At 41.4% G+C, this 12,989-nt stretch carries 10 protein-coding genes and 1 tRNA gene; 1 reads left to right on the top strand and 10 read right to left on the bottom strand.

What is annotated here, in order from left to right; translation table 11 throughout:
* Positions 1-106: 106 nt before the first annotated feature.
* The 4 genes from pnp to Q0590_RS11755 form a co-directional block, all read right to left on the bottom strand.
* Complete coding sequence (gene pnp, locus Q0590_RS11770) at positions 107-2,248, bottom strand: polyribonucleotide nucleotidyltransferase (protein ID WP_302037739.1); 2,142 nt, start codon at positions 2,246-2,248, stop codon at positions 107-109.
* A 345-nt stretch (positions 2,249-2,593) separates the two neighbouring features.
* Positions 2,594-2,869 carry a 30S ribosomal protein S15 gene (rpsO, locus tag Q0590_RS11765; protein ID WP_302037738.1) on the bottom strand — a complete coding sequence of 92 codons (276 nt, stop codon included), beginning with the start codon at positions 2,867-2,869 and terminating at the stop codon, positions 2,594-2,596.
* A 257-nt stretch (positions 2,870-3,126) separates the two neighbouring features.
* Positions 3,127-4,602, bottom strand: a complete 1,476-nt coding sequence (locus Q0590_RS11760) for an LptF/LptG family permease (protein ID WP_302037737.1) — start codon at positions 4,600-4,602, stop codon at positions 3,127-3,129.
* Positions 4,603-4,613: 11 nt separating this feature from the next.
* Complete coding sequence (locus tag Q0590_RS11755; RefSeq protein WP_302037736.1) at positions 4,614-5,009, bottom strand: START-like domain-containing protein; 396 nt, start codon at positions 5,007-5,009, stop codon at positions 4,614-4,616.
* Between the two features lie 121 nt (positions 5,010-5,130).
* On the opposite strand from Q0590_RS11755, the gene Q0590_RS11750 reads away from it, so the two are divergent.
* Positions 5,131-5,204, top strand: a tRNA-Met gene (locus tag Q0590_RS11750).
* A 413-nt stretch (positions 5,205-5,617) separates the two neighbouring features.
* Here the strand turns inward: Q0590_RS11750 and Q0590_RS11745 are convergent.
* From Q0590_RS11745 to Q0590_RS11720, 6 genes are all read right to left on the bottom strand, one after another.
* Complete coding sequence (locus Q0590_RS11745; protein ID WP_302037735.1) at positions 5,618-6,424, bottom strand: mycofactocin-coupled SDR family oxidoreductase; 807 nt, start codon at positions 6,422-6,424, stop codon at positions 5,618-5,620.
* A gap of 31 nt (positions 6,425-6,455) precedes the next feature.
* A complete protein-coding gene (locus tag Q0590_RS11740; protein WP_302037734.1) occupies positions 6,456-7,007 on the bottom strand; it encodes a carboxymuconolactone decarboxylase family protein in 552 nt (183 codons plus the stop codon).
* A 248-nt stretch (positions 7,008-7,255) separates the two neighbouring features.
* A complete protein-coding gene (locus Q0590_RS11735; RefSeq protein ID WP_302037733.1) occupies positions 7,256-7,891 on the bottom strand; it encodes a redoxin domain-containing protein in 636 nt (211 codons plus the stop codon).
* A 668-nt stretch (positions 7,892-8,559) separates the two neighbouring features.
* Positions 8,560-9,057: a hypothetical protein gene (locus Q0590_RS11730; RefSeq protein ID WP_302037732.1), complete on the bottom strand. Its 498-nt coding sequence runs from the start codon at positions 9,055-9,057 to the stop codon at positions 8,560-8,562.
* The gene (locus tag Q0590_RS11725; protein WP_302037731.1) at positions 9,048-9,869 is read right to left on the bottom strand and encodes an alginate export family protein; all 822 of its coding nucleotides are present in this window, start codon (positions 9,867-9,869) and stop codon (positions 9,048-9,050) included. The genes Q0590_RS11730 and Q0590_RS11725 overlap by 10 nt, the downstream gene beginning before the upstream one ends.
* Before the next feature lie 250 nt (positions 9,870-10,119).
* Positions 10,120-12,669, bottom strand: a complete 2,550-nt coding sequence (locus Q0590_RS11720) for a TonB-dependent receptor (RefSeq protein ID WP_302037730.1) — start codon at positions 12,667-12,669, stop codon at positions 10,120-10,122.
* Positions 12,670-12,989: the final 320 nt, after the last annotated feature.

Here is a 12,989-nt window from a genome sequence, read left to right as displayed (position 1 = left end):
GCAACATAATGCACAAAGTTCCTGATTACAGTTTGCTACTTGTGTAAAGCTACTTAATAGTTTGCAGTAACAAAAATGGGTAACCAAGAACTTTATGTAAAAAAAATCAGGAATTTGCAGGTTTTCCGTCCGGTTTAGGTAATAAAACTTTCCGGGATAAACGGTATTTGCCGGTCTTCTTATCGATGTCTACTAACTTTACCCGTATCTCTTCGCCTACTTCCAGTACGCCGTCCATTGTTTCCAGCCGTTCCCACTTAATCTCTGAAATGTGAAGCAATCCGTCTTTGCCCGGCATAAATTCTACGAATGCTCCGAAAGGCATAATGGTTTTAACCTTGCCTTCGTAGGTATCGCCTACGGTAGGAATAGCTACAATACCTTTCACACGTCTGAGGGCTTTTTCCATAGCATCTTTGTCTACAGCAAAAATATTAACAAAGCCTGCATTGTCTTTTTCCTCTATCACAATCGTAGCCCCGGATTCTTTCTGAATGTCTTGTACTACTTTGCCACCTGGCCCGATAACTGCGCCAATCTGGTCGCGTTCGATGCGGATGGTAACAGAGCGGGGTGCGTTTGGTTTAAGGTCTGCCTTAGGCTCTGCCAGGGTCTTGTTCATTTCCTGCAGAATATGCAACCGGCCTTGTTTGGCTTGTGCTAATGCTTGTGCCAGTACTTCATAGGATAAACCTTCTACCTTCATATCCATCTGGCAGGCAGTAATGCCATTAACTGTACCGGTTACTTTAAAATCCATGTCTCCCAGATGATCTTCATCTCCTAGGATATCAGAGAGCACTGCATAGTTGCCTGTTTTACTATCAGAAATCATACCCATGGCTATACCCGATACAGGGGCCTTAATTTTAATGCCTGCATCCATCAGGGCCAGTGTGCCAGCACATACAGTTGCCATGGAAGAAGAGCCGTTGGATTCCAGAATATCGGATACTACCCGGATGGTATACGGATTCTCATCTTCAGGCGGCAGCACTTTCTTTAATGCCCGGTGAGCCAGGTTGCCATGTCCTACTTCCCGGCGGCCAGGACCGCGGTTAGGTTTTACTTCTCCGGTAGAAAAACCAGGGAAGTTGTAATGCAACATAAATTTGCTCGTACCTGATAACATGGCACTGTCTATCATTTGCTCATCCAGCTTGGTGCCTAGCGTAACGGTAGTAAGTGACTGTGTTTCTCCACGGGTGAAGATGGCCGAACCATGAGCAGAGGGTAAGTAATCAATTTCACTCCAGATAGGGCGGATTTGATCAGGTTTACGGCCATCCAGGCGGACTCTTTCGTTGAGCACCAGGTTTCTGGCGGCTTCTTTCTGAATATCGTGGTAGTATTTGTCTACCAGATCCAGGTCTATGGTATGATCTTCTGGCAGGGCGTCTAAATATTCCTGCTTTATGGCTTTAAAAGCATCGCTACGCTGGTGTTTACTAACAATCAGTTGTTTAGCCGCATTATACGCTTTTTCGTACAGCAATTCGTGCAGTTTTGCCTTTAATTCCAGATCATTGGTTTCATGAGAGTATTCTCGTTTCTGGGTTTTGCCTACTGCCTCCGTTAATTCTTTTTGAACCAGGCAGTGAACCTTGATTGCTTCATGGGCTACTTTCAAGGCTTCCAGCACTTCTTCTTCTGATACTTCATTCATTTCACCTTCTACCATCAGTATATCCTGATAGGAAGCCCCTACAATCAGATCGAGGCTTGCTTTGTCTAATTGGGAAGTAGGCGGGTTGATTACATACTGGCCATCTATTTTAGCTACTCTTACTTCAGAGATAGGTCCATTAAAGGGTATATCAGAAACAGCTATGGCAGAAGAGGCGGCTAATGCAGCAAGGGCATCTGGCGGCACATTCCTATCGGCAGAGATAAGAAATATATTTATCTGGGTATCAGCATGGAAATCGTCTGGAAACAAGGGACGCATAGCCCTGTCTACCAGCCGGCTTACCAATACTTCATGGTCGGAAAGTTTGCCTTCGCGGCGTAAAAAGCCACCGGGAATTTTACCTGCTGCCGCAAATTTTTCCTGATAATCTACAGACAAAGGCATAAAATCTACACCTTCGCGGGCTTCTGCTGTAGCAACAACAGTGGCTAACAGCATGGTATCGCCCATACGTACGACTACAGATCCATCAGCTTGTTTTGCCAGTTTGCCTGTTTCAATGGTTATTTTTCGTCCATCTGATAATTCAATGGTCTTGGTGATTACATTTGGTAACATATCTATCTAAACTTTAACACTACAAAAAAAGGAAGTTTGCGGAATTGAAAATGTAGGGATGTGGTAATTTAAACTGTACAAAGGAGGCGTATAAAATGTGATAGACCGGTAGGCACTTGTGTGTACAAATGCTTATGCAACGCTAGCCTCTAAAGTATGATACAATTTTAAATTCATGGCTACACATTCAAACCTGCACATTTAAATTATCTATGCGTATTTATTCTAGAGAGGTACGCAATAGGGGAATGGAAAGTCAATATTTTGACTAGTAAAATTACTATTTCTTTTAAGCAACAAAAGAGGGAACCCTATTAGAAAGATTCCCCTTGTCTTGTCTGCGCTTTATTTTCTCAGTTGTAATTCAGCCACAATAGCTCTATATCTTTCAATATCGTTGCTTACCAAATAATCAAGCAATCTTCTTCTTTTACCTACCAGCTTCAGCAAGCCTAAGCGGGACGAGAAATCTTGCTTATGGGTTTTTAAATGATCAGTCAAATGATTGATTCGGTAAGTAAATAAAGCTATCTGGGATTCAGCAGATCCGGTATCAGTTTTCTTCTTAGCAGTTCCGTGTGTTTGGAATAACTCTTGTTTCTTTTCTTTAGTCAGATACATCGTATGATGGATTGAAAATCTTTATATTAATTCTTCTTTTTACAAACCGCAAATTTAGGGTCTTGTTCTCTCAAAACCAAATAAACCTTAAGTTTCCCTATATTTTATTTCAATTCTATAGCTTTTCTCATCTCAGTGTTTTGAGTGCTTACCTGGTAAACGGTTTTATTTAACCCTTGTCAACGCAGCAAATAACAGAAGTTGACTTCTGGTGGGAGGTGAGCACATACCAATAAAGAAATAATCAGATCAGATGATTATTGGGGCAACTTTGCTATTTTCCGTTGTTTGGAAGGAAAAACTTTTTTCCATTTTTCCAGTAAGCGGCTGAACGCTACCTTATACATATCTGCTTCAAATAGCCGGGAGTCATTTCTGGCCTGCCGAAGGAAAAACAAGCCACAGAGTAGTAAAACAAAGTTGGCCGTCCATACGCCTGGCGGGATAGCCACTATTCCTTCTCTGGCCCATTTCTCGCCTAGCAGCGAAAAAACATAGAAGATAATAAAGAAGGTAATAGATACCAGTACAGGAACCCCCAATCCGCCTTTTTTAATAATAGCTCCTAAAGGTGCACCAATCAGGAACATAATCAGGCAGGCAACCGACTGGGTATATTTTTTATATTTTTCAACCGTGAACGTACGGCTTTCTTTTAGGGTGTAATCAATCTGTTGTACATGGCTCTGCGTAAAGCTTTTCATGTTTCTGGCCTGGCTGGTGGCCGAAGTCAATATATCCTGTACAGCATACTGCTCTAACTTGAGGCTGCTTAAAGAATCTATCCACTTTCCTTGAATAGAATCAACCTTGGCGGAAAGCGGTTTAAAGTGGTTGTAATAATACTGCGAGGCTGAACTAGGAGCATTCTTGCGTAGCACGGCATAGTCATTATATACAGAATCTGCCACATGTTGAAGCTGCCCTACATTCATCATGTATTTGCTACTGGAAAATAACTCCTTTTTAGTCCGGGTTAAGTCAAAAGATGCCAGACTGATAATCCATTTACTTTGTTTGAAGGCGTCCCGCTGGAATTCATCTTTTTGGGATTTCCGTGCGTCCGGCTCTAATACTGCATAACTGTTGCCACTAAATAATTCCAACACCAGATAGCGTTCATTAAAAGTTGTATACATTTTTGCGGAGTCGGCCAGAATTACCTGGTTGTTGCCGTTGCCATCCTGATGGTTATAAAGCATTACATCCAGCAGTGTTTCTTTTCCGTCTTTTCCAAGTATTTTTTTGTTTGCTTTAATGCTAAATCCGGTGAGGCCATTGTAAAATACACCCTCTTTTATATCCAGGGATGGTTTTTTTTGCCGTATATCCCAAAGCAGGCTATATGCATTAAGATTAGAATGCGGTACAATCGTATTATTGAACCAGAAGGCGATGAAAGTAAGCAGAATAGCAAAAATGAAAATAGGAAAAAGTACACGGATCAGAGAAATACCAGAACTTTTAATGGCCGTCAGTTCATAATGCTCACCCAGGTTACCAAAACAAATCAATGTGGAGAGCAGCATAGCCAGGGGTAAGGCTACCGGGGTAGTAGTAAGGCTAAAGTAAAAAATTAGCTCTGAAAACACAGCAAACCCCAGGTCTTTACCTACAAATTCATCAAAATATTTTATAAGGGTTTGGGTAAGTAGTATGAACACTACTACCACGAATGTTAAAAAGAATGGACCTAAAAAAGATTTTAATATTAATTTATCAATTTTTTTCATGTATGCTAGACTTACCCGCCCACGATTTCCCTCAAATTCGATACCAGATGTGTCCATAGCTCACGTAAGTCTTCTTCGTTTTCGGTATCGGAAAAATCGGTTATTTTAAGAAACGAAGATTGCGTAAGATCGTTCATATCCAGCTTAAATTCTATATACGAAGGCTCGTAAGTAGCTTGACTGTCTTCAGGAATAAATTCAAATTTTACATAGCGGTTCAAACGTTGAGCGGTCATCCGGGCATAGTGTGGCCGGTTATCCCAGACAAAGTTAAATATCTTGTAATCGTCAATAGTTACCTGGTCTGCAAACCACTGGGCAAGGCCTGCTGGGGTAACCAGGTAATTAAACAGCATTTTATTATTGGCTCTGATTTCAAATTCTGTCGTGTATTTGTGTTTGCCCATCGGTCAGAGAAGTGTTTGTAAAAGGTAATGTATGAGTTTTTCTACAGCAAAACAACTCCTGCAAATATTTTAAAATTATTTGTTTAAAAAAAAATAATATCCCTACCTTTGCGTCACAATTGGCGAGGTAGCTCAGGTGGTTAGAGCGCAGGATTCATAACCCTGAGGTCGGGGGTTCAATTCCCCCCCTCGCTACAAAAGCCCTTAGATTCATTTCTGGGGGCTTTTTATTTAATGGTATATTTTTCTCACTTTTTGTTTGGGGTAGATAAATTGTAGCACACAAATATTATTTAACCCGCGTAACTACTTCTATTATCAATACTTTGGCACTTGCAGGCATAGCCCACTTTATAAACGAGCTTTACTTATGGGAACTTAAGCCTTGTTATGACTACTTTCTTTACTTTTCTGCCATATTTTCCCTTTATTCTGTTAAGCATCACTCACAGAGAAAATACAAAGCAATGCCAGAATCCATTTTAGCTATTGTCACTGTGGCAATTGCAGCGATTATATTCAATCTAACAGTATATTAAGTATTGCAAAGTTACCTACTGATATAAGGCAGACTGCATAAACTATCAAATTTAAAAGAAATAGTCATTTTACCTGGTCAGCAATCCGGCATCTAGCACCAGTTGCGAACCAGTGATATATCTGCCAGATTCGGAAACTAGATAGAGCACTGCCCTGGCTACATCATCGGTAGTAATCCAGGGAACATCCAGTAAGTTGCCTGCCGAACGTTCTGCTATTTCTTGTGGCGTGCTGCCTTCCAGAAAAGCTAATCCATCATTCATGGGGGTATCTACGCCGGTAGGGTGTATGGAATTGACCCGGATAGCATAGGGAGCCAGTTCAATGGCCCATGATTTGGTAAGGCCAACTAATCCCCATTTAGAAGCCGCATAATGACTTAGCCGGTTCATTCCTCTCAAGCCGGCAATAGAGGAATTATTAATAATTACGCCTGAAGATTGGGCTTTCATTAAGGGAATTATTCTTCTGGCTACCAGCCAGGCACCCTTCAGATTAATAGCAAGCATGGCATCCCAGGCATCTTCCGTTAGTTCATCTGCCAGTCCATACGCACAAATACCAGCGTTATTAAATAAAATATCTATGTGCTTAAATTTTTCTTCCGTTTTTGCTACGGCCCCTGTAACATCTGCATCCAAGCGGACATCCCCTCTAAATGTAAGACAACTTACTCCTAATTTTTCGCAGGCTTCTTGTAAACTGTCCAGATCATCTGGCGAGCCCATGGTATAGCCAGGGTAGGAGAGAGGCCTGGCAATATCAAAGGCAGCAATATGTACACCCTCTGCGGCAAGTGCCAAAGCCGTAGCACGGCCTTGTCCATGAGCCGCACCGGTAATAAAAGCAACTTTATCCTTTAAGTAAGCAGACATAAAAGTCAAGAGTTAGGTGGCAATAAAATAGTTATGGATGATCTGGTTTGCGCGTAGTGGAGACTGTATACGGTATTAAATAAGGGTCTATTTCTGTTTGTATGGCATTACTGAATACATTTGTAGCAATCATCTGGCCTGCAAAAGCAAGGAGTATAACCATTTCCTGTTCAGTATAACGTGGAGCAACATGCTCATAAATAGTATCAGGTATTTGTCCCTGGTTACGTGCCATTTCACTCCCTAAGTTCAATACATGCTGTTCCTCTGGCGTGATCGAAAGTTTATCCGGATCTTCACCGTGCTCAATAATAATCCGGCGGAAAAAGGTGGTACACAAGGGGCAGTTGGAGCCCGATGAAATGGCATGGGCATATAAGTAGGCAAGTCGCTCCCCAAGAAGTTGCTTTACTTGCTCATAAAGCGGGTACCACTGCATATATACTTCAAAGGCAAGCAAAGAATGACCTAAGGTAGCTTTCATGTTTGTGATACGTGCCTGATAATCTGTAATATGTTTCTCAAAAGCCGCTTGTATTGCAGGTGGCGCTTGCTGGGGATTCACCGGGTTGATACGTGGCATAACCTTGAATTTTAAATAAGGTATTCATTTTTCACGAATGATGATAAGCAGAAAGAGTAAATTATTCTGTTTTCTGCACAATCGGAATAAAAGTAGAATCACTTTTTACCCGGCCTATCCCATTGTTTCAACGGTAAACTATAGCCGTTTTATCTGATTTCTATAGAAGACTATAAAAGGCAAAAAGCCCCGTTTAAGAGGCTTCCTGCAATCTGCTTAGTATACGAGATAAAACGTTCGTGCGCTGCTTAAGCTACTTTTTTTATTCGCTTGTCCCTGGTAGCATATACCGCTGAAAGCACTGGCCTGGCAGGTAAAGCATCTTGAAAGTCGGAATCTATAAAGGCAGCCGTAATCTGTCCATTACCGGCAATTACAAAGGTAGCAGGCGCAGGTACATCGGCTGTAATACCGGCTATCCGGTGCCATACCGGATTTTGCGTGTCGTAAACGCCGAACAGGTAAGCAATCAGGTTGTCAGCATCGTGGGCAATACTAAATGGAATCTGGTAGTGATTAGCCAGTCGGTAAATCTGTGCCAGAGGCTCAGGTGTAAGTACTAGCATTTCTCCACCCAGGGCTTTTACTCCAGTGTACAACTGAACTAAGGCTTGTATGTGCTGATGTCCATAGTCATTCCACTGAGGGGAGTAAAAACTGATAACAAGTGGGCGGCTGCTCACTAATTCATTGGATGTAATCTTAGTAACTGAGGCTAGTTCTGCCAGAGAGCCAGTCCACTTTCCAAAATTAGCCGGCAAAGAAAAAGCAGGTGCTTGATCTCCTTTACTAAGTGGTTGGCCAGGTTCAACATGGAACAGCGCAGGAGCAGTAAATGAGTTTGTTTCGTTCTTAGAAGGAAAATATGTTGATTGAATATTCATGATCAGTAATAGATAAGTTAAATGTGAAATAATAACATAACAATAAATGAAAACCTGGGTAAGCAACAACATCGGTCATACCAGGGATAATAGTTGCCCTGTTGGAGCATTGCTATAGTTGGTTTATCAAACAAAATGTTTATTTGTGAAGCCATATAGTTTGAATACAGAGCTGTGTTTACCAAGCATAGCTAAAGCCGGATAGTAACAGCATTTATTTTACTAAAGTATCCCTGAGATAGACTCAAAAACAGGAATTACTTTATAAAAAGGCACGCAACAAGAGAAATGATTTTTAAAGACAAGGAATAGTGTCTTTTGAGCAAATTACTGTTCCAAAACTAACCTAAGATGGGAAAAGTAAGGTACAGTTGTTAGAGGCAACAACAGCAACCAGAAGAAGCATAAAGGCAATGAATGAAATCAGCACTACTCGGGGCTGAAACCATAACCGGCTTATATGTTCTTGTGTAATTCATTTGACTTTTTGGTTAGTCTACTAATTATATAGGCAAATAGAACAAATTTAGTTTCAAAAGCAAATAAATTTTTTATTTTATTACCGTTTATGGGATACAGCATGTAAGATTACCTTTCATCTTTACAAGGTTAAAGTAGAATAAACCGCTGTTTGGCATATATTGAATCATTTTTACCTATTACGACCGCTAAAGATTATTCCGAAACATAGAATGGGTTCTGGTCCAGGAAAATACCCGAGGTTTGAAGGATATCATAAGATAACTCCACACAGGAATTCGTTGAGCATCTTTCACTTTGTTGAGCAATTCCATGCTTGCTGTTGGAAGCAGGTAAGAAAAACCGCCTTGCATATCAATAGCAGGTGAAATCTTGTAGTTGTACGACAAATCGTTTTCAAACCCTAAATACCTATTAGCGGTAGATTTGTCTGGATAAATAAGTGGGTACTGCATATAAAATAAATTTCCATCAGCCCGCAAAAATATTTTGTTAGTTAGTGTAAAAATTATAAACAAATAAGGATTTATAAGCCCACTATTATTTACATCGGCAGGGAACCTGGTAAAAAAATTCATATTTCCCATAAATTTCCAAGCCACACCATACAAAGGAATAAAAGAATGGGAGTTAGTATGGGCAAAAGCTATATTTTCTCCACTTGAAATTTCTGCACCTAGCCGCAACTTGATTTTATTGATGGTATAACTTGTTTCTGGTTGCAGATAATAGGCACTGATTTTTTTCTGGTGGCATTCTCTCCATATTGAGAATAGCCATTAAGAGTTAAATACAGTTTATTAAACAAATACTCCACTCTTCCGCCATTAGTAACTCTCAAATAATGTCCGGATGTTTTATCAATCCGCTTGAATGCTTCAGCAGAATTAATAAGTGTAAAACTAAATTGTTTGCTCAATGCATACTTTACATGCTGTACCAAAAGCAGTGTATAAGTATGGGCAGTTACTGGCGAGTATGCTGCATCAAAATGGGTTGCGTAGTTCCTGGTAAAAGCAGCAATCAAATCGGCAGCCAGCCTAGAACTAGCATATAGCAGCCGTATTCCTTCATGCGCACGGCCTTGCTGCGACCAGGGAGCATCCGAAAATAACCGGCCATTGTCTAATGATATTCCTTGCCTGCCTATCCTAAACGATAGATTTTTGGTTAGGGAAGGTTCAAGATAAAGTTCATAAAAATTAATGCTCCCAGTTTTAGACAGTTTGCCTTGTTTTCCCCACAAATGGATCTCCTGTGCTGAGGCAAGAAATTTTAATTTTCTACGCTGATACGTAAGATGTACTCTGTTGCGCTGGCTGGCAAATATTTCTGGCATGGTGCTGTCAGAGGCAGCTAACATAAAATTATTCCTGAATTCTGCTCTGGGGCGTATATCCAGGTGTGTGTTAAGTTCTTCTTTCCATGTATCGGTTGCCTGAGAGTAAAGACTGAAATAGAATAAAGAGCAGCTTAGTATTCCATACAGCCTTATCATTACATAGTGCCCGACAAACATATACGTATCAGAAAAGAAGTGTTACTATGCTTTATTCAAAGCTATGTTTAAAAATTGTGGGTATTGTATAGGGATCTTACAAATCCAAGCCCAATTGCATGGGGTGACAAGATGTTTTTGACAAAAGAGATACTATGCTGCAATCAACAATCAATAAAATGCAAAAGAAGATAAATGGTAGATGAGTCCCACGTATCTTCTTTAAGTTACCTAAGAAGGTTTGTTAATTTTAAAACGAATAACGTAAGGTGACACCGAAAGTCCTCGGATCGCCCAGTACACCTGCGTAGTGACCGGCATTACCGGCTGCCGGTAATAATTGCTCAAAATAATCTCTGTCCAGTAGGTTACGTGACCATAGGAAAATAGATAATCCGTCAGTCGCTCTAAATCCAAGTCTGGCATTTACCAATGCATATCCGCCAATATTCAGGTATTTTGAAGGCGATGGGCTTGAAGAAAAGGAAGAACGTGAATAACTGTCCACGGCAAGAAAGAACTTCCCATGCTGGCCAAAGAAATTGCCTGGATTAGAGACCAATTCACCACCTAATGAGCCAGCCCATTTAGATATGCCTGGTAAAGCACCACCAGATATATCTTTGAAGGCTGCTTCTCCACCTGTCTCTTCCAGCGGAACTGGTGCATTTTTGAAGGAAACATATTTGCCATCTGTGTAGGCAACTGCCCCATTGAAAGATAGATGATTGTTCAGCCGGATGTTTCCATCTAGTTCAATACCCAATACACGTACCCGCTCAGCATTAGCCAGATAACCCCGGTTTACGCCTACTTCTGCTGTCTGTACATTGGTCTGGTAATCCTTAATATCCGTGTTGTGGAGCACAATATTTAGGGTAGATTGTGGAGTCGGATTGGTTTTAATTCCTACCTCAAAATGACTTACATATTCTGGTTTGATTCTGGCCAGATCAAGTAGAATTTCACCATTTGCGGTAGGTAAACCACCTAAATTTACCCCAACAGGCTTATAGCTGTTGGAATAGGTAGCAAATGCATTCATGCTAGTTGAGGCTTTATAAGCCAGCGTTAACTGGCCCGACAAGTTAGATTCATCTACCTCTGCATTAAAGGCCTGATCTGTATACACGGCTCTTTTCAGGGCAATCAACGCAGGATCTTCTGTTTGCAAACCACCATAGGTCTGCCGGTTAAAATCTACTTTTTTCTGGTCGTAATTGAACCGGAGCCCGGGTAATACATGCAACCGTTCTGTAATCGCCCAATCTACCTGCCCGAATACAGCTGCACCGAAAGTCTGAAGTCTGGAGGTGGTTCGAATGCCATAGCCATCAAACAGGCCTGGTGTTTGCCAGAGGGGGCTAGTGGAACTCTGGGAAAACCGCCATTGAGCTGCACCAGATTCCTCTGTATGAACCGGATCTGTCTGTAAGTCCTGACCGATGGCAAAAAGGCCGATGACCCCACTCAAGCGGGAGGAAATATCTCCGGCGTAACGTACCTCTTGTGTCCATTGTGCATGTTTTGAGGTTGCCTGGGATAAGGTGAGCACTGGTAATCCTGTGAAGTCCCGGTCGTTGGATGGGTCCCAGTTCCAATACCGCCAGGCCGTAGTAGAGGTTAATGTTCCTGGCCCAATGTTGGCGTCAATATTGAGTGATACACCCCCTAATTCATTTCCCGATCTCCAGGGTGTATCATGATCAATTTTGCGGTCAAAAGGATTTCTGCTTGGCAAATCGTAGTTAAGATCGGCAATGATTTGCTCGAACTGGCGGTAAGCTGGGCGTAGGGTAGGAGCAACGCCAGCTACCACTTGTGCATACCCATCTGGCCGCTGGCGTGAAGCGTCTGCTGCGAGTGTAATCTTAATATTGTCTGTTGGCACGAACAGCAATTGCCCCCGCAAACCCAAATTATTGAGATCGTTCACCGATTTTTGGGTAATTACATTTTCAAGAACGCCGTCCCGCTGTGTACCAGAGAAAGATAACCGCCCGGCAAACTTCTTTCCTAACGGACCTGTAACTGAACTTTTTGCCTGTATGTAGCCATAATTGCCATAACTTACTTCAAAATTTGCACCTGGCGTAAAGCTAGGAGCACGGGTAGTAACGTTAAAGGCGCCAGCTGTTGTATTCTTACCGAAAAGAGTTCCTTGCGGACCACGCAGGACCTCTATCTGCTCTATGTCAATAAAGTCCAGAGTAGTAGCCGCAGGACGGGCATAGTATACTCCATCTACATAAAAGCCTACACCAGGGTCGATGCCATCATTTGTTAGCCCGAAGGTAGAACCTAAGCCGCGGATATTAAGTGTGGTGTTGCGCGGATTAGAGGAATAAAGTTGCACGGTTGGAACGAGTTCTTTTATCCGGTTTACATTAAAAGCGCCTGCTTCTTCTACGGTAGTGCCTCCTACTACTGAAATAGGAATGGGAACTTCCTGCACCGTTTCACTACGTCTTCTGGCGGTAACTACCACCTCATTCAGTAAATTATCATCGATAAGGGTTATTGTCAAGGGTGAATTTGGTAGTTCCGTAAGCCTGACTTCCTGAGGTTTAAACCCGACAGAGCTAATAGCTAATGTAAAAGGGGCTTGTTTTTGTGCAGTAATCTTGAACTGACCCTCAGCATCGGCAACTGTATACGTGTTAGTTCCTTTTATTACAACCGTTGCAGCAACTACAGGTAAACCTTCCCTGTCTTTAATTTTTCCCACCACTACCCCTTGGGCAAGTGCAACGTTAGCCAACAATAAGATGGGTAAGATAACTTGTACTATTTTTTTCATTGCGACAAATGTTAGTTTAGTATGGTATGTATATTTTAAATTTTTCAATAAGGGTTCCCCCTGCCTTTTATGATAGGCATTGCAGCTAATAAATAGTAAATGAATGTTAGACTAGATTTTACGCTTTGTTAAAAATTACCTTTCATTGTAGCAATGCTTCTCTTATTTAGTGTGTAAAGCCTTATAAGTAAAAGATTGACACTATAGATAGCCTATTTAGCTAAGTATAACAGAGTAAAGATTGCTGTATCATGTGCTTGTATTTTAATCTCTATAAAATCTATAGACAAAATTATATATTAGAAAATACAATGCAAACT

This window comes from Rhodocytophaga aerolata (assembly GCF_030503435.1).
GTDB classification, from domain to species: Bacteria; Bacteroidota; Bacteroidia; order Cytophagales; family 172606-1; genus Rhodocytophaga; species Rhodocytophaga aerolata.
Note: the sequence above shows the minus strand (reverse complement) of the source record. Positions and strands in the feature narration are given on the sequence as shown.

Bases quoted from the DNA above. Each gene is read 5' to 3' on its own strand.
- pnp (WP_302037739.1), bottom strand. From the start codon at position 2,248: ATGTTACCAAATGTAATCACCAAGACCATTGAATTATCAGATGGACGA.
- rpsO (WP_302037738.1), bottom strand. From the start codon at position 2,869: ATGTATCTGACTAAAGAAAAGAAACAAGAGTTATTCCAAACACACGGA.
- Q0590_RS11760 (WP_302037737.1), bottom strand. From the start codon at position 4,602: ATGAAAAAAATTGATAAATTAATATTAAAATCTTTTTTAGGTCCATTC.
- Q0590_RS11755 (WP_302037736.1), bottom strand. From the start codon at position 5,009: ATGGGCAAACACAAATACACGACAGAATTTGAAATCAGAGCCAATAAT.
- Q0590_RS11745 (WP_302037735.1), bottom strand. From the start codon at position 6,424: ATGTCTGCTTACTTAAAGGATAAAGTTGCTTTTATTACCGGTGCGGCT.
- Q0590_RS11740 (WP_302037734.1), bottom strand. From the start codon at position 7,007: ATGCCACGTATCAACCCGGTGAATCCCCAGCAAGCGCCACCTGCAATA.
- Q0590_RS11735 (WP_302037733.1), bottom strand. From the start codon at position 7,891: ATGAATATTCAATCAACATATTTTCCTTCTAAGAACGAAACAAACTCA.
- Q0590_RS11725 (WP_302037731.1), bottom strand. From the start codon at position 9,869: ATGATAAGGCTGTATGGAATACTAAGCTGCTCTTTATTCTATTTCAGT.
- Q0590_RS11720 (WP_302037730.1), bottom strand. From the start codon at position 12,669: ATGAAAAAAATAGTACAAGTTATCTTACCCATCTTATTGTTGGCTAAC.